Annotated in this window: 16 protein-coding genes; 10 read left to right on the top strand and 6 right to left on the bottom strand. The window is 51.6% G+C overall.

The window, feature by feature from the left end; genetic code table 11:
• Position 1: 1 nt before the first annotated feature.
• Together osmF and bglX are read right to left on the bottom strand one after the other, a co-directional pair.
• Positions 2–919: a glycine betaine ABC transporter substrate-binding protein OsmF gene (gene osmF / locus FEK43_RS11125; protein WP_135407346.1), complete on the bottom strand. Its 918-nt coding sequence runs from the start codon at positions 917–919 to the stop codon at positions 2–4.
• Positions 920–1,175: 256 nt separating this feature from the next.
• The gene (gene bglX / locus FEK43_RS11120; RefSeq protein WP_130207038.1) at positions 1,176–3,473 is read right to left on the bottom strand and encodes a beta-glucosidase BglX; all 2,298 of its coding nucleotides are present in this window, start codon (positions 3,471–3,473) and stop codon (positions 1,176–1,178) included.
• Positions 3,474–3,668: 195 nt separating this feature from the next.
• On the opposite strand from bglX, the gene dld reads away from it, so the two are divergent.
• The gene (gene dld / locus FEK43_RS11115) at positions 3,669–5,384 is read left to right on the top strand and encodes a D-lactate dehydrogenase (protein ID WP_135559389.1); all 1,716 of its coding nucleotides are present in this window, start codon (positions 3,669–3,671) and stop codon (positions 5,382–5,384) included.
• Positions 5,385–5,776: 392 nt separating this feature from the next.
• On the opposite strand, the gene pbpG is transcribed toward dld, so the two are convergent.
• Both pbpG and FEK43_RS11105 read right to left on the bottom strand, forming a co-directional pair.
• Entirely contained in the window at positions 5,777–6,709 is a 933-nt protein-coding gene (gene pbpG, locus FEK43_RS11110) for a D-alanyl-D-alanine endopeptidase (protein ID WP_130207042.1), read from the bottom strand.
• A 173-nt stretch (positions 6,710–6,882) separates the two neighbouring features.
• Positions 6,883–7,470, bottom strand: a complete 588-nt coding sequence (locus tag FEK43_RS11105) for a Yip1 family protein (protein WP_001295454.1) — start codon at positions 7,468–7,470, stop codon at positions 6,883–6,885.
• A gap of 168 nt (positions 7,471–7,638) precedes the next feature.
• Here FEK43_RS11105 and FEK43_RS11100 point away from each other — a divergent pair, with 168 nt between their 5' ends.
• Positions 7,639–8,196: a DedA family protein gene (locus FEK43_RS11100; protein ID WP_135407351.1), complete on the top strand. Its 558-nt coding sequence runs from the start codon at positions 7,639–7,641 to the stop codon at positions 8,194–8,196.
• Positions 8,197–8,247: 51 nt separating this feature from the next.
• On the opposite strand, the gene mdtQ is transcribed toward FEK43_RS11100, so the two are convergent.
• Entirely contained in the window at positions 8,248–9,687 is a 1,440-nt protein-coding gene (mdtQ, locus tag FEK43_RS11095) for a multidrug resistance outer membrane protein MdtQ (RefSeq protein WP_135407353.1), read from the bottom strand.
• Between the two features lie 159 nt (positions 9,688–9,846).
• Here mdtQ and yohP point away from each other — a divergent pair, with 159 nt between their 5' ends.
• Entirely contained in the window at positions 9,847–9,993 is a 147-nt protein-coding gene (gene yohP, locus FEK43_RS23385) for a small membrane protein YohP (protein ID WP_205712816.1), read from the top strand.
• 373 nt (positions 9,994–10,366) lie between these two features.
• On the opposite strand, the gene dusC is transcribed toward yohP, so the two are convergent.
• Positions 10,367–11,314 (bottom strand): tRNA dihydrouridine(16) synthase DusC, encoded by a 948-nt coding sequence (gene dusC / locus FEK43_RS11085; RefSeq protein WP_135407355.1) that lies wholly within the window; start codon positions 11,312–11,314, stop codon positions 10,367–10,369.
• Between the two features lie 272 nt (positions 11,315–11,586).
• Here dusC and FEK43_RS11080 point away from each other — a divergent pair, with 272 nt between their 5' ends.
• From FEK43_RS11080 to preA, 7 genes are all read left to right on the top strand, one after another.
• Positions 11,587–11,985 carry a CidA/LrgA family protein gene (locus FEK43_RS11080; protein WP_001295452.1) on the top strand — a complete coding sequence of 133 codons (399 nt, stop codon included), beginning with the start codon at positions 11,587–11,589 and terminating at the stop codon, positions 11,983–11,985.
• Positions 11,982–12,677: a CidB/LrgB family autolysis modulator gene (locus FEK43_RS11075; protein ID WP_130207051.1), complete on the top strand. Its 696-nt coding sequence runs from the start codon at positions 11,982–11,984 to the stop codon at positions 12,675–12,677. Before FEK43_RS11080 ends, FEK43_RS11075 begins: the two co-directional genes overlap by 4 nt.
• A 129-nt stretch (positions 12,678–12,806) precedes the next feature.
• The gene (gene cdd / locus FEK43_RS11070) at positions 12,807–13,691 is read left to right on the top strand and encodes a cytidine deaminase (RefSeq protein WP_130207053.1); all 885 of its coding nucleotides are present in this window, start codon (positions 12,807–12,809) and stop codon (positions 13,689–13,691) included.
• 185 nt (positions 13,692–13,876) lie between these two features.
• Positions 13,877–14,596: an outer membrane permeability protein SanA gene (sanA, locus tag FEK43_RS11065; RefSeq protein ID WP_130207054.1), complete on the top strand. Its 720-nt coding sequence runs from the start codon at positions 13,877–13,879 to the stop codon at positions 14,594–14,596.
• Positions 14,597–14,598: 2 nt separating this feature from the next.
• The gene (locus tag FEK43_RS11060) at positions 14,599–14,838 is read left to right on the top strand and encodes a DUF2542 family protein (RefSeq protein ID WP_130207056.1); all 240 of its coding nucleotides are present in this window, start codon (positions 14,599–14,601) and stop codon (positions 14,836–14,838) included.
• A gap of 193 nt (positions 14,839–15,031) precedes the next feature.
• Complete coding sequence (locus FEK43_RS11055; RefSeq protein WP_135407358.1) at positions 15,032–16,270, top strand: NAD(P)-dependent oxidoreductase; 1,239 nt, start codon at positions 15,032–15,034, stop codon at positions 16,268–16,270.
• A complete protein-coding gene (preA, locus tag FEK43_RS11050) occupies positions 16,264–17,499 on the top strand; it encodes an NAD-dependent dihydropyrimidine dehydrogenase subunit PreA (protein ID WP_135407361.1) in 1,236 nt (411 codons plus the stop codon). Before FEK43_RS11055 ends, preA begins: the two co-directional genes overlap by 7 nt.
• Positions 17,500–17,533 lie beyond the last annotated feature (34 nt).

Raw genomic sequence — 17,533 nt, 5'->3', positions numbered from 1 at the left:
ATTACTTCGTCCACCCTTTTTGTTTCAGATAGTCGGCAGCCACTTTTTTGGCATCCAGTCCTTCCACAGCAATGCTGGCATTCAGTTTTTGTAACGTTTTTTCATCGAGGCTGGCGAAGACTGGCTGTAGCCACTGTGCCATTTGCGGATACTCTTTCAACACCGACTCACGCACCACTGGTGCAGGCGCGTAGATCGGTTGAACACCCTGCGGATCGCTTAAGGTTTGCAGCCCCAGCGCCGCGACCGGGCCGTCAGTGCCGTAAGCCATCGCCGCATTAACGCCAGAGGTTTGCTGGGCAGCGGCTTTGATCGTCACCGCCGTGTCGCCACCGGCCAGTGACAGCAACTGATCCTGATCGAGTTTAAAGCCATAGGCTTTTTCAAAAGCGGGTAACGCATCGGCGCGTTCGATAAACTCTGCCGAGGCTGCCAGTTTGAAGGTGCCGCCCTCTTTCAGATAACGGCTCAGGTCGGCAAGCGAAGTGAGTTTGTTTTTCTCTGCCACATCCTGGCGCACGGCGATGGTCCAGGTGTTATTCGCAGGTGCGGGCGTCAGCCAGATTAACTTGTTTTGCTCCGCATCGAGCTTTTTGACTTTCTCGTAGCCCTGCCCGGCATTTTTCCACGCTGCATCGTTTTCATCTTTAAAGAAGAAAGCACCATTGCCGGTATATTCCGGATAGATATCCAGTTCGCCGGAAGTAATTGCCCCGCGCACCACGGGTGTTGTTCCCAACTGGACTTTATTCACCGTCGGTACGCCGTGGCTTTCGAGTAACTGCAAGATGATGTTGCCGAGTAGTGCGCCTTCAGTATCGATTTTCGAACCGACTTTAACGGGGGAAGCCGCCTGTAGCGGCAGGCTCACAGCTGCCAACATAACCAGTGAACCCGCCCAGAGCTTTGAGAGTGGCATGATGCTTTCCTCATTCTTTTACTGTTGTTTTCAGCGAATTAAGAGAAAAGCATAGTTGATAATAGCGGGGTTAGCCTGACAGGGCGGATTCAGTTGCAGAATCAGATAAATACTTAAAGGGCATATCTTGCCCGGTGTATCTTGCCGGATGCGGCGCTACAAAGGGTAAAAATTAAACAAGTTGCAAACACCCTGTAGGCCTGATAAGCGCAGCGCATCAGGCAAAGGGCGCAAATTTCGCGCCCTTACTAAAGCATTACAGCAACTCAAACTCGCCTTTCTTAACGCGTGCGGAATCGGTGCCGATGAAGACGTTGAATTTGCCAGGCTCGGCATCATACTTCATCTGCTGATTCCAGAACTTCAGCGCCTCAATATCGATTGGGAAGCTGACGGTCTGAGTTTCGCCCGGTTTCAGGGTGATTTTCTCAAAACCTTTCAGCTGCTTCACCGGACGACTCATGGAAGCCGTTACATCCTGCAGGTACATCTGAATCACCGTTGCCCCTTCGCGCTTACCGGTGTTCGTCACCTGCACGCTGGCGGTCACTTTACCGTCACGCTTCATGGTCGGCGCAGAAAGTTTCACATCAGAGACGGTAAAAGTGGTGTAGCTCAGACCATAGCCGAACGGATAAAGCGCCCCGTTAGCTTCATCAAAATAGCGCGAAGTGTATTTGTTCGGCTTGTCGGCATTATACGGACGACCGGTATTCAGATGGCTGTAGTAAACCGGGATCTGCCCGACAGAACGCGGGAAGGACATCGGCAGCTTACCGGACGGGTTGTAATCACCAAACAACACATCGGCAATCGCATTACCCCCTTCCGTACCCGCAAACCAGGTTTCCAGAATCGCGTCGGCCTGCTGATCTTCTTTCACCAGCGCCAGCGGGCGACCGTTCATCAGCACCAGCACCAGCGGTTTTCCGGTGGCTTTCAGCGCCGCAATCAAATCGCGCTGGCTTTGCGGAATAGTGATATCGGTCCGGCTGGAGGCTTCGTGCGCCATCCCCTGGGCTTCACCGACCACAGCCACTACCACATCAGATTGTTTCGCCGTCTGCACCGCTTCATCAATCATCTCTTGCGGCGAGCGCGGATCGACTTTGACTGCTTCTTCATACTGATTCAGGAAATCGATAATACCTTTGTCACTGGTGACGTTCGCCCCTTTGGCATACAGCACCTTGCCGTTTTCCCCGACGGCATTTTTAATCCCGGTCAGTACAGTCACGGATTGATCGGCAACACCAGCTGCGGACCAGCTGCCCATCACGTCACGTTTGCTGTCCGCCAGTGGACCAACCACCGCAATGGTTGCCGACTTTTTCAGCGGCAGGGTTTCAAGGCGGTTTTTCAGCAACACCAGGCTTTCGCGCGCTACTTCACGTGCTTCTTTGCGGTGCAGGCGGCTTTCGGCATTGGTATCAACCGGGTCAGACTCTTTCGGACCAAGATGGCTGTATGGGTCGTTAAATAACCCCATATCATATTTAACGTTCAGTACATGGCGGGCAGCGTCGTCCAGCTCTTCCATCGTCACTTTGCCGGACTTGATCAACCCAGGCAGATACTTCGAGTAATACTCGTCACTCATGCTCATGTTGATCCCGGACTTAAGCGCCACGCGCACCGCATCTTCCGGGTCTGCCGCCGTGCCATGTTTAATCAGCTCTTTGATTGCACCGTGATCGGAAACCGTGATGCCTTTAAAACCCCACTGGTCGCGCAGAACATCTTTCAGCAGCCAAGAATCAGAAGTTGCAGGCGTGCCGTTGAGTGAGTTCAGCGCCACCATCACCGCGCCGCTGCCTGCGTCCAGCCCCGCTTTGTACGGCGGCATATAGTCATTAAACAGGCGCTGCGGGCTCATATCGACGGTGTTGTACTCTTTACCGCCTTCAACCGCACCGTAAGCAGCAAAGTGTTTGACGCTGGTCATCACCGAGTAGCGATCTGCCGGGCTTTTACCCTGCATCGCTTCAACCATGGTTTTACCCATAATTGAGGTGAGATAGGTATCTTCACCAAAACCTTCGGAAGCGCGACCCCAGCGAGGATCGCGCGAGACATCGACCATCGGCGCCCAGGTCATGTTCAGGCCATCGTCCGCCGCTTCATAAGCTGAAACGCGCCCGACGGTTTTCACTGCGTCGAGGTTAAAAGAGGACGCCAGACCGAGGCTAATCGGGAAAACTGTGCGCTGACCGTGCAGCACGTCGTAGGCAAAGAAGAGAGGAATTTTCAGGCGGCTCAGTTCCATCACTTGATCCTGCATGGCGCGGATATCCTGACGGGTTACGGTATTAAAAATCGCTCCCACCTGCCCGTCTTTGATCATCTCGCGGATCGCCTCTTTCGGGTTATCCGGGCCGACGCTGATTAGGCGCAGCTGACCAATTTTCTCATCAACCGTCATTTTCTTGAGCAGCTCGGTGACGAACGCATCCCGCGCTTCGGGCGTTAATGGATGGTTGCCGAATAAATCATCCGCCAGTGCTGGCTGTAGGGCCAGACTCACCGCGATACCTACTGAACATAGCCATTTCATGTGGATTATTCTTCCTCTGTTGCCCGACGTGGCAGCGAAAATGGTGCAAAAGCGGTAGTTTGCCATAACCCTGATAGAGAGAGAAAAAGAAAGCTCAGTTTATTGTCTGAATTTTCAAAATATTCACTCGCTGAATTGTCATACAAGGCGCTATTCTAGTTTGTGATGTTTTTTCGCCACCACAAGGAGTGGAAAATGTCTTCCATGACAACAACTGATAATAAAACCTTTTTGAATGAACTTGCCCGTCTGGTCGGTTCTTCATACCTGCTCACCGATCCCGCAAAAACGGCCCGCTATCGCAAGGGCTTCCGCTCCGGTCAGGGTGACGCGCTGGCCGTTGTTCTTCCAGGCTCGCTACTGGAATTGTGGCGAGTACTGAAAGCCTGCGTCACCGCCGACAAAATTATTCTGATGCAGGCCGCCAATACCGGTCTGACCGAAGGCTCGACACCAAATGGTAACGACTATGATCGCGATATTGTGATCATCAGCACCCTACGCCTCGACAAACTGCACGTTCTCGGCAAGGGCGAACAGGTACTGGCGTATCCTGGCACTACGCTCTATTCGCTGGAAAAAGCTCTCAAACCATTAGGCCGCGAACCGCACTCGGTAATTGGTTCATCGTGTATTGGCGCATCGGTTATCGGCGGTATCTGTAACAACTCCGGCGGCTCACTGGTGCAGCGTGGTCCGGCGTATACCGAAATGTCGTTGTTTGCACGCATTGATGAAAACGGCAAACTGACGCTGGTCAACCATCTGGGGATTGATCTGGGCGAAACGCCGGAGCAGATCCTCAGCAGGCTGGATGACGATCGCATCAAAGAGGATGATGTGCACCACGATGGTCGCCACGCCCACGATTATGACTATGTTCATCGCGTGCGTGATATCGAAGCCGACACACCTGCACGTTATAACGCCGATCCGGATCGCCTGTTTGAATCCTCCGGTTGCGCCGGAAAACTGGCCGTCTTCGCCGTGCGTCTCGACACCTTTGAAGCGGAAAAAAATCAGCAGGTGTTTTATATCGGCACCAACCAGCCGGACGTGCTGACCGAAATCCGCCGCCATATTCTGGCTAATTTCGAAAATCTGCCGGTTGCCGGGGAATACATGCACCGGGATATCTACGATATCGCGGAAAAATACGGCAAAGACACCTTCCTGATGATCGACAAACTAGGCACCGACAAGATGCCGTTATTCTTTAACATCAAAGGACGTACTGATGCGATGCTGGAGAAGGTGAAGTTCTTCCGCCCACACTTTACCGATCTCGCAATGCAGAAATTCAGTCATTTGTTCCCCAGTCATTTGCCACCGCGCATGAAAAGCTGGCGCGATAAATATGAACATCATCTGCTGTTAAAAATGGCGGGGGATGGCGTGGGCGAAGCAAAATCCTGGCTGGTAGATTTTTTCAAACAGGCCGAAGGCGATTTCTTTGTCTGTACGCCGGAAGAAGGCAGTAAAGCGTTTTTACACCGTTTCGCGGCGGCAGGCGCAGCGATACGTTATCAGGCCGTGCATTCCGATGAAGTCGAAGACATTCTGGCGCTGGATATTGCTCTGCGGCGTAATGACACCGAGTGGTATGAACATCTGCCGCCGGAAATCGACAGCCAGCTGGTGCATAAGCTCTATTACGGGCATTTTATGTGCTACGTCTTCCACCAGGATTACATCGTTAAGAAAGGCGTGGATGTGCATGCGCTGAAGGAACAGATGCTGGAATTGTTACGCCAGCGCGGCGCGCAATATCCTGCCGAGCATAACGTCGGTCATTTGTATAAAGCACCGGAGACGCTGCAAAAGTTTTATCGTGAAAACGATCCAACTAACAGTATGAATCCGGGGATCGGTAAAACCAGTAAGCGGAAAAACTGGCAAGAAGTGGAATAAATACGGCTGGATGCCTGATGCGCAAGCACCGCATCAGGCACGGTCAACGAATGCCGGATGCGGCGTGAACGCCTTCTCCGGCCTACGGGCGCGTCACGTTTGTAGGCCTGATAAGATGCGCAAGCATCGCATCAGGCACGGGCATCGAATGCCGGATGCGGCGTAAACGCCTTATCCAGCCTACGGGCGCGTCACGTTTGTAGGCCTAATAAGATGCGCAAGCATCGCACCAGGCACGGGCAACGAATGCCGGATGCGGCGTAAACGCCTTCTCCAGCCTACGGGCGCGTCACATTTGTAGGACTGATAAGATGCGCAAGCACCGCATCAGGCACGGGCAACGAATGCCGGATGCGGCGTGAACGCCTTCTCCGGCCTACGGGCAAGCAAACTTAATCGTTCTGTGCCGTCTGCCCTGCCGCCGCCATCTGGGCGGCTTTTTGTTTTTTATAACTCAACGCCGCAGCCGGAACGGGCATCACTTTGCCGGTTTCAATCCATGTACGCAGGCGGCTGGCATCGGCAAAATGGGTATATTTGCCAAACGCATCCATCACCACCAGCGCCACTGGTTTATTATTGAAAACCGTGCGCATCACCAGGCAATGCCCTGCGGCATTGGTAAAGCCGGTTTTGGTTAGCTGGATATTCCAGTTATCGCGATACACCAGATGGTTAGTATTGCGGAACGGCAGCGTATACGACGGATTAGAGAAGGTCGCCATATCTTCACGGGTGGTACTTAACTGACCGATCAACGGATATTGTTTGGTGGCAATCAACAATTTGGTCAGATCACGGGCAGTCGAAACGTTATGCACTGATAGCCCGGTCGGTTCAACGAAGCGCGTGTTATTCATCCCGAGAGCTTTTGCTTTCGCATTCATTGCTTTAATAAATGCGTTATAACCGCCAGGATAATGATGTGCCAGGCTCGCCGCCGCGCGGTTTTCCGAAGACATCAACGCCAGCAGCAGCATATCTTTACGGCTGATTTCGCTGTTCAGTCGTACGCGCGAATAGACCCCTTTCATCTCCGGCGTCTGGCTGATGTCTACTTTTAGTTTCTCATCCAGCGGCAGTCGTGCATCCAGCACAACCATCGCAGTCATTAATTTGGTGATTGAGGCAATCGGACGCACCAGATCCGGGTGGTTCGAATAGATCACTTTGTTGGTATTAAGATCAACAATCATCGCGCTACCGGAAGCAATTTCCGGCTGCGAAGCGGTGGTAGCGGCTGCCGTTTTCGCAGCGGCCTGCGGTGCAAAAGGCACAGCCAGCATCAGGGCCAGGCTAAATAAAGAAACTCGAAATTTCGGCATGATGAGCATTCAAATAGTGGTTCACGCGCAGGGGTTGCGCACCGCCGGAGTAAGGATTTACTGAGGCTAGCGAAGCTATCATAACGAGCAAAAAGTGCGGTCGTCAAAGGAGAATCGTGAGGAAATGCTGCATTGCTGACATTTACGCCAGCAATGCAACGCAAAAGAACTTTCTAGAACAGACGATAACCGTACCCCCAAAGTATGACGGTAAGGGCGAGCAGGACTTCCAGTACCAGCACACCAATCGCCAGTGTCGAACTGGAGAAGCTAAGACCTTCCTCTTTGTTGATGTTCAGGAAGCTTGGAATACCGAGATAAAGCAGATACCCCGTGTAAAACAGCGCCACCGTGCCAACCAGAGCACACAGCCAGACCAGCGGGTAAAGCGCTACCAGACCGCTGAGAAACAGCGGCGTCGCGACGTATCCCGCGAAGACCATACAGTGCGCAAGCGACGGGCGCTGTGGGTAATTGCGCGCCATCCACCAAATGACCCGCCCCATCACCGCGACCCCAGCCAGCATCACGCCATAAAACAAGACAGCCAACGCCAGTCCGGTAAACCAGGATAACTTCAGGATAGTGCCATCGCCAAAATTCCAGCCGATTTGCGTGGTGCCAATGAAGGCGCAAATCACCGGAATCGCCGCCATCAGCAAAACGTGGTGGGTGTAGTGGTGAGAAATCGTTTCGTTTTCACGATTAATTACCTGCATTTCACGATCGGGATGGGAAAACAGTCCCCAGACATGGCTCATACCGCCCCCTTGTTGTGAGTTCATGAACCTGACAGTTCAAGTATAAGTCAGCTTGTGATTATTTTTTGCGCGATCACTAAATTAGTGCACTGCCCTGCGGGGCTTTTTCTGCGTGAATGATTTACTGGGTGTATGCTTACAGGCAACCAAAGGGAGACAGACTGGCCTATGGATATTAATACGCTTATTTCACAATATGGTTATGCCGCGCTGGTACTTGGCAGTCTGGCAGAGGGTGAAACCGTCACCTTGCTCGGTGGTGTTGCCGCGCATCAGGGGCTGCTGGAATTCCCGTTGGTGGTACTTTCCGTAGCACTTGGCGGCATGATTGGCGACCAGGCGCTTTATCTGTGTGGACGGCGGTTTGGCGGCAAGCTGTTACGACGTTTATCAAAACATCAGGACAAAATTGAACGGGCGCAGAAGCTGATCCAACGTCATCCGTATCTGTTTGTTATTGGTACACGTTTTATGTATGGCTTTCGGGTGATTGGTCCGACGCTGATTGGCGCTAGTCAGCTACCGCCGAAAATATTTCTACCGCTGAATATTCTCGGCGCATTTGCCTGGGCGCTGATTTTTACCACCATTGGCTACGCAGGTGGCCAAGTGATTGCGCCGTGGTTGCACGAACTTGACCAACATTTGAAGCACTGGGTTTGGTTGATTCTGGTTGTAGCTCTGGTGGTTGGTGTTCGCTGGTGGCTGAAACGGCGCGGGAAATGAAACGCCGGTGAGGTCCAACGTTTCTCTGCTTAATACTTGATAAATGAGACATCAACCGCGTTTGTAGCCCCCGCCCAGCGCACTGGTGAGTTGAATGGAGGCATCCAGCCATTGCCCTTGCAAAAGCAGGCCGTTGGCTCGTTCGCGAAGCGCCGGAATTCTGGCTTCACTGACGCGGGAACCCGCGATGATGCCCGCGTTAAATCGCGCCTGTGCCAGCCCCACCACTCGCATGGCATCGCGCTCAATTTGTGCCTGATGCTGGTTTTTCTCTGCCAGTATCTGCACCTGACTCGCCGCCCGCGCCACATCGTTCACCGCCTCGACCACTGCTTTGTTGTAGTTGGCAATCGACAAGTTGCTTTCGGCTTTCGCAATATCAAGATTGGCATTAAGTCTGCCGCTGTCGAATATTGGCAATGTCAGCCCCGCCGTGACGCCCATCTGTTGGGCGGAGCTACGAAAAAGATCGCTTAAATGCAAAGCATCCTGTTGCAGGAAGGCCATCAGATTGATGTCGGGATAAAATGCCGCTTTTGCTGCGTCGATGGTACTTAACGACGACTCGACATACCAATGCGCCGCCTGCAAATCTGCCCGCCGGGCCAGCAAGGAATATCCCAGTTCATCAGGAAGCTGGCTTGCCACTTTCGGCAACGTGACCGGATGCAGCTTCAATGCGCTTTTCTGATGGTTGGTGAGCGCACTTAATCGCGCCTCGATAATTTTCATTTTACCCGCGACATCGTTGAGCTGTTGCTGGGTTTTACTGGCATTAATATCGGTTTCCACACCTTCAACCGAAGAGGTAATTCCACGCTGATAGAGCTGGCGATCGGTCGCAATAATGGTGTTCTGCTCTTTTTCGATTTGCAGCAAAACCGTGTTCAACGCCGCCTGAGTTTGCCAATCCCAGTACAAACGGGCCACGCTGCCAGCCAGCAATTGCCGGGTCTGCTCACGTTCCGCCACCCGAGCTTTTACTGAACCGAGGCGAGCAGTAACTTCCGCCCGATTCTTTCCCCAGATATCAAGATGCCAGCCCGCCGTTAAACCAAAAGTACCGTTGGTATACCACGGCCCCGTAGTTCCTGCGGCAGGATCGTTCAGGGCAAACGGCCCCATTAAACCTTCAGCCGACATTTTTTGCCGTTGCATATCCGCAGAAAAATCTACCTGCGGGCCATCCTGGGTCGCTGCTGCTTTCGCCTGCGCTTCAGCCAGTTGAATGCGCTGTTCAGCCACCTGCATATCCGGCGCGTTCTGTATTGCATTATTAATTAAGGAAGTGAGTTGATTATCGTGGTATTCCAGCCACCACTGGCTGTCTGGCCAACCGTTTTTCAATGCCGCCGGTAACGCAGTGTCCACTTGCGTGGCAGGCGTTTGCAGGTTTAACGCCTGACGAGTTTCGTGCACAGGCGCACACCCAGCCAACAAAATTAAAAGCGGAAAACAGAAGCTTGCTGCATTAAATGAATCACGATTCATGGGGAATAATCAGGTAAGAAACGGTGCGCGGAGATTACCGTGTGCGGCGAAATATTTTTTAGTTTCACGTGGCAATACATCAGCGGAAATAAAACGACATATCCAGAAAAATATACAATAAGTGAATGATATCCTCTGATTTATCTTAATCGTTTATGAATGACGGCAAAGAGTTTCATTTTTTCCTATACTTATTCAGCACTCACAAATAAAGGAACGCCAATGAAAATTATACTCTGGGCAGTATTGATTATTTTCCTGATTGGGCTACTGGTGGTGACTGGCGTATTTAAGATGATATTTTAAAATTAATTAATGTCATCAGATTCGAAAATAACGAGAATATTTCAGTCTCTCATCCTGTTGCGCTCCTGTCATGTGCATTGCTTCATATAATCACTGGCGCAAGGAGCGCGCAAGGGGCGGCCAATCGCCGCCGCCCCCTGCACCCCCGGGCTCTGGCGAACAAAATCGCCGCTGCGCGGTGCCCTCGGCTTATCCCTTACGGCTACCGGGTCGGGCGCGAGGTAACATCCCTGTAAGACGCGCCCTCAGCCCACATCCATGTGGGCTGCCCCGGCCTTCAGGGAACGCCTCGGCGATTTTGACGCCACCAAACAACCGTGCGGCCTATTGATAAAGAGCTAACACATTGTCAAAAAAACATCACTATAGTTTTTTAGAGTTTCTCGATATCAATTGCCTGAATAGCCCTTGCAATATCAGGGGAATTATTCAACACCCGCACATGCTGAAATAATTCCGTTGCTTCATCATATTCTTTACGTAAATAACTCAACCACTGCTTGATCCGCGCGACGTGATATAACCCGGTATCCCCCTGTTTCTCCAGACGGGTATACTTTTGCAGCAATGCAACGACCTCCGGCCATGGCATTCGCGGTTCGTTATATTTCACCACCCGACTCAGGTTGGGAATATTGAGCGCCCCGCGCCCAATCATCACCGCGTCGCAGCCGCTGATAGCCATGCATTGTTGCGCACTCTGCCAGTCCCAGATTTCACCATTGGCAATTACCGGAATATTCAGCCGCTGGCGAATCTCGCCAATCGCCCGCCAGTCAATATGCTCCGCGCGGTACCCCTGCTCTTTTGTCCGCCCATGCACCACCAGCTCCGTAGCGCCAGCCTGTTGAACAGCATCGGCAATTTCAAATTTTTTCTCGCCACTGTCCCAGCCCAAACGCACTTTCACGCTGACGGGCAAATGCGCCGGTACGGCTTCGCGCATCGCTTTCGCGCCCTGGTAGATGAGTTCGGGATCTTTCAGTAACGTTGCCCCACCACCGCTGCCGTTAACCGTTTTCGACGGGCAGCCGCAGTTAAGATCCACGCCCCAGGAACCTAATTCCACCGCACGGGCGGCGTTCTCTGCCAGCCATTGCGGGAACTGCCCCAGCAACTGTACGCGCACCAGCGTACCTGAAGGAGTACGGCTGGCGTTTTGTAGCTCAGGACAAATGCGATGAAAAACTTTTACCGGCAGCAGTTGATCCACCACGCGAACAAACTCAGTGATGCACAGATCGTAGTCGTTAACTTCGGTCAGCAATTCGCGCACCAGAGAGTCAAGTACCCCCTCCATTGGCGCCAGTAACACACGCATATCATCACCCGCAAAAAAATGAGGCGCTATGTTAGCGCCTCCGGTCAGCGGATTAAAGGTCTGCCGAGTGAGATTGCTGCAAAGCTGCAATCCCTCTCTATGCTTGATCTATGGCAAACACACTTTCTGTTGCGAAAAAGCAGATTTGCCTGAGTTCGCTGCTCACATCGTCATACCCAGGCGCGAAAAATAGCGATGAATTCTTAATGTGATCGGTAGCACGTTTTACGGATTAATTGTATGATGAATCCATCTCATCTGGGGTATTGATCATGAGTAAGACACTGAACATTATCTGGCAATATTTACGCGCTTTCGTCCTGATTTATGCCTGCCTGTATGCAGGCATTTTCATTGCATCCCTGCTACCGGTAACCATTCCGGGCAGCATTATCGGGATGCTGATCCTGTTTGTCCTGCTGGCCTTGCAAATTCTTCCGGCGAAGTGGGTCAATCCGGGGTGTTACGTTTTAATTCGCTATATGGCGCTATTGTTTGTGCCGATTGGCGTAGGCGTAATGCAATATTTTGATTTACTACGCGCGCAGTTTGGCCCGGTAGTGGTTTCCTGTGCAGTCAGTACGCTGGTGGTTTTTCTGGTGGTGAGCTGGAGTTCTCAACTGGTGCACGGTGAACGTAAAGTCGTAGGTCAGAAAGGATCAGAAGAATGATGGCAAATATCTGGTGGTCATTACCGCTGACGTTGATTGTCTTTTTTGCCGCCCGCAAGCTGGCGGCGCGGTATAAGTTTCCCTTGCTTAACCCGTTGCTGGTGGCAATGGTGGTGATCATTCCTTTTTTAATGCTGACCGGCATCTCTTACGACAGCTACTTTAAAGGTAGCGAAGTGCTAAACGATCTGCTGCAACCGGCGGTCGTCGCGCTGGCCTATCCTTTATATGAACAGTTGCATCAGATCCGCGCCCGCTGGAAATCAATCATCACCATCTGTTTTATCGGCAGCGTGGTAGCGATGGTGACAGGGACTTGCGTGGCATTGTTGATGGGGGCTTCACCGGAAATTGCTGCGTCAATATTACCGAAATCAGTCACTACGCCAATTGCGATGGCTGTCGGCGGCAGTATTGGCGGTATTCCGGCAATCAGCGCAGTTTGTGTCATTTTCGTCGGGATCCTCGGCGCGGTCTTTGGTCATACGTTACTTAATGCGATGCGTATTCGTACCAAAGCGGCGCGCGGTCTGGCGATGGGGACGGCTTCCCACGCCCTCGGTACGGCGCGCTGTGCTGAGCTGGATTATCAGGAAGGCGCATTTAGTTCGCTGGCGCTGGTGTTATGCGGGATTATTACTTCGCTGATCGCGCCGTTCCTTTTCCCAATTATTCTGGCAGTAATGGGCTAAAATTTGCGATGCGTCGCGCATTTTTGATGTACGTTTCACTTGTTGCATAATTAATGAGATTCAGATCACATATAAAGCCATAGCAGGTTCGTAAACTGTTATCCCATTACATGATTATGAGGCAACGCCATGCATCCACGTTTTCAAACTGCTTTTGCCCAACTTGCGGATAACTTGCAATCTGCGCTGGAACCTATTCTGGCAGACAAGTACTTCCCCGCTTTGTTGACCGGGGAGCAAGTCTCTTCGCTTAAGAGCGCAACCGGGCTGGACGAAGACGCGCTGGCTTTCGCACTGCTACCGCTGGCTGCGGCCTGTGCGCGTACGCCATTGTCGAATTTTAACGTTGGCGCTATTGCACGCGGCGTGAGTGGTACATGGTATTTCGGTGCCAATATGGAATTTATTGGTGCAACAATGCAGCAAACTGTTCATGCCGAACAAAGTGCTATCAGCCACGCCTGGTTAAGCGGTGAGAAAGCTCTCGCGGCCATCACCGTTAACTACACGCCTTGTGGTCACTGCCGTCAGTTTATGAATGAACTGAACAGCGGTCTGGATCTGCGTATTCATCTGCCGGGTCGCGAAGCGCACGCACTGCGTGACTATCTGCCGGATGCCTTTGGACCAAAAGATCTAGAGATAAAAACGCTGCTGATGGACGAGCAGGATCACGGCTTTACGCTCACTGGTGATGCGCTTTCTCAGGCAGCGATTGCCGCGGCAAACCGTTCGCACATGCCTTACAGTAAGTCACCAAGCGGTGTAGCGCTGGAATGCAAAGACGGTCGTATTTTCAGCGGCAGCTACGCTGAAAACGCCGCATTCAACCCGACTCTGCCGCCGTTGCAGGGTGCGTTAATTCTGTTGAATCTCAAGGGTTATGATTACCCGGATATCCAGCGCGCGGTTCTGGCAGAAAAAGCCGATGCGCCGTTGATTCAGTGGGATGCAACCTCAGCAACGCTGAAAGCTCTCGGTTGTCACAGTATCGACCGCGTTCTTCTCGCTTAAGCCTGGTGCCGGATGTGGCGTGAACGCCTTGTCCGGCCTACAGGTCTGGCACGCTGATAAGCGTTGCCTCAGGCTTGTCAGCGCTCTCCTGATGTCGAAAATCCCGGCAAACAGTTTACCGTTTCTTGCGCAAAAGCAGCGGGTAAAGTAGCCTGATAAAAATTTCCCGAGATCGAGTCTTCTGCATGTTAAAGCGTCTGTTCTACAGCCTGTTAGTCATGATCGGCTTGCTGCTGTTGACTGTGCTCGGCCTCGATCGCTGGATGAGTTGGAAAACCGCGCCTTATATCTACGACGAGTTGCAGGATCTCCCCTACCGTCAGGTCGGCGTGGTGCTTGGCACAGCAAAGTATTATCGCACCGGAGTCATTAATCAGTATTACCGCTACCGTATTCAGGGGGCGATTAATGCCTATAACAGCGGTAAGGTGAACTATCTATTACTTAGCGGCGATAACGCGTTGCAAAGTTATAACGAGCCGATGACCATGCGCAAAGATTTAATAGCCGCTGGCGTCGACCCCTCTGATATTGTTCTCGATTACGCGGGCTTCCGAACACTGGATTCCATCGTACGCACGCGCAAAGTGTTCGATACTAACGATTTCATTATTATCACCCAGCGTTTTCACTGTGAGCGGGCATTATTTATCGCTTTACATATGGGTATTCAGGCCCAGTGTTATGCCGTACCATCGCCAAAAGATATGTGGTCTGTCCGTATTCGCGAATTTGCCGCCCGTTTCGGCGCGCTGGCTGACCTTTATATTTTTAAACGTGAGCCGCGCTTTTTAGGTCCATTGGTCCCTATTCCGGCAATGCATCAAGTGCCGGAAGATGCGCAGGGCTATCCCGCCGTCACGCCCGAGCAGTTACTTGAATTACAAAAGAAACAAGGAAAGTAGTTATGGATGTACAGCAGTTTTTTGTCGTTGCCGTTTTTTTCCTAATCCCTGTATTTTGTTTTCGCGAAGCGTGGAAAGGCTGGCGTGCTGGCGCGATTGATAAACGGGTTAAAAATTCGCCGGAACCGGTGTATGTCTGGCGCGAAAAAAATCCGGGACTCTTCTTTGCTTATATGGTGGCGTATTGCGGTTTCGGAATTTTATCTATTGGCATGATTATTTATCTTATTTTCTATCGTTAATATCTCCCTCTCCAGTTAATTATTGAGAATAATTATTACTTCACCTGATAAGCTGCGGATATCACATTCTTAACCGCGGCTATTTGTGAATCCTTTCACAGTTTAAATTTCCCCGCACGCTTAGCCTTAATATCAATACATTATTATTCACTAAACGCTCGCCTTAATTACCTATAGCATTAAGGAAGATCACATGCCGCAACAAAATTATCTGGATGAACTCACTCCGGCTTTTACGCCTTTACTGGCGATTAAAGAAGCCTCTCGCTGTTTATTATGTCACGACGCGCCCTGTAGTCAGGCTTGCCCGGCGCAAACCGATCCGGGAAAATTTATTCGCTCAATTTATTTTCGTAATTTTAAAGGTGCTGCCGAGACAATTCGCGAAAATAACGCGCTCGGTGCCGTTTGCGCCAGAGTATGCCCGACGGAAAAATTATGCCAGCTCGGTTGTACACGAGCCGGTGTCGACGACCCAATTGATATTGGTCGCTTACAGCGTTTTGTTACTGATTTCGAGCAGCAAACCGGAATGGAGATTTATCAGCCCGGTAGTAAAACACTCGGCAAAGTGGCGATTATTGGTGCAGGCCCCGCCGGGCTACAAGCGAGTGTGACACTGACCAACCGGGGATACGACGTCACGATTTATGAAAAAGAAGCACAGCCAGGTGGTTGGCTGCGTAATGGCATTCCACAATTTCGTTTGCTGCAATCGGTGCTGGATGCAGAAATCGCCCGTATCGAAAAAATGGGGGTGACCATTAAGTGCAATTGCGAGATTGGTAAAACACTCACGCTGGAACAATTGAAAGCGGAAAACCGAGCGGTACTGGTGACTGTCGGTTTATCGCGCGGTGCCACCCTGCCGCTGTTTGAGCATAGCGATGTTGAGATCGCCGTCGATTTCCTGCAACGCGCTCGCCAGGCACAAGGCGATATCAGCGTCCCGCAGAACGCATTAATTATTGGTGGCGGCGATGTCGCAATGGACGTTGCCAGCACGCTGAAAGTTCTCGGTTGCCAGGCAGTAACTTGCGTTGCGCGTGAAGAGTTAGATGAGTTTCCGGCAAGCAAGAAAGAGTTCACCAGCGCTCAAAAATTGGGGGTATCGATTATCGATGGCTTTACGCCAGTGGCTGTAGACGGCAATAAAGTGACGTTTAAACACGTTCGTTTACCGGGCGAACTGACAATGGCGGCGGACAAAATTATTCTCGCTGTAGGTCAACATGCCGAACTTGCCGCTTTTTCCGCACTGGAACCACAGCGCAACACCATCGAAACGCAAAATTACCAGACCCGTGACCCGCAACTGTTTGCCGCTGGCGATATTGTTGAGGGTGACAAAACAGTGGTTTATGCAGTCAAAACCGGGAAAGAAGCCGCCGAGGCGATTCATCATTATTTAGAGGGAGCTTGCTCATGTTAACGAAAGATCTTTCTATTACCTTTTGCGGCGTGAAGTTTCCCAACCCGTTCTGCCTCTCTTCTTCGCCGGTTGGCAATTGCTACGAGATGTGCGCCAAAGCCTACGACACCGGCTGGGGTGGCGTGGTGTTCAAAACGATCGGCTTTTTTATCGCTAATGAAGTCTCACCGCGTTTTGATCATCTGGTGAAAGAAGATACCGGTTTTATCGGCTTCAAAAATATGGAGCAGATTGCTGAACATCCGTTGGAAGAGAATCTGGCCGCCCTGCGTCGGCTGAAAGAAGATTACCCGGACAAAGTATTGATCGCTTCGATCATGGGGGAAAATGCGCAGCAGTGGGAAGAGCTGGCGCGTCTGGTGCAAGAAGCTGGCGCGGATATGATCGAGTGTAACTTCTCCTGTCCGCAGATGACCTCCCATGCGATGGGTAGCGATGTCGGGCAAAGCCCGGAGCTGGTAGAAAAATATTGTCGGGCAGTGAAACGTGGTTCCACGCTGCCAATGCTGGCGAAGATGACGCCGAATATCGGTGATATGTGCGAAGTGGCGCTGGCGGCAAAACGCGGCGGCGCAGATGGTATTGCAGCGATTAACACCGTCAAATCCATCACCAATATCGATCTTAATCAGAAAATCGGTATGCCGATCGTCAACGGTAAATCGAGTATTTCCGGTTATTCCGGTAAAGCAGTGAAACCGATCGCCCTGCGCTTTATTCAGCAAATGCGCACCCATCCAGAGCTGCGCGATTTCCCGATCAGCGGTATCGGCGGTATTGAAACCTGGGAAGATGCGGCGGAGTTTTTATTGCTCGGCGCGGCAACCTTGCAGGTGACCACCGGCATTATGCAGTACGGGTATCGGATAGTGGAAGATATGGCGAGCGGGTTGTCGCATTACCTTGCCGATCAGGGATTTGCCTCGTTGCAGGAGATGGTGGGTCTGGCGAATCATAATATTGTTCCGGCAGAAGATTTAGACCGCAGCTATATCGTCTATCCCCATATCAATCTCGATAAATGTGTTGGCTGTGGGCGCTGTTACATTTCCTGTTACGACGGCGGTCATCAGGCGATGGAATGGAACGAGAAAGCGCGCACGCCGCATTGTAATACCGAAAAATGCGTTGGTTGTTTGCTTTGCGGTCATGTTTGCCCGGTGAGTTGTATCGATCTCGGGGAAGTAAAGTTTAAGAAAGGAGAGAAAGAACACCCGGTAACGTTGTAAAACCAGCATTTGGCACCGATTGCCGGATGCGGCG

Source organism: Escherichia sp. E2562 (assembly GCF_005781075.1).
GTDB lineage: Bacteria > Pseudomonadota > Gammaproteobacteria > Enterobacterales > Enterobacteriaceae > Escherichia.
Note: the sequence above shows the minus strand (reverse complement) of the source record. Positions and strands in the feature narration are given on the sequence as shown.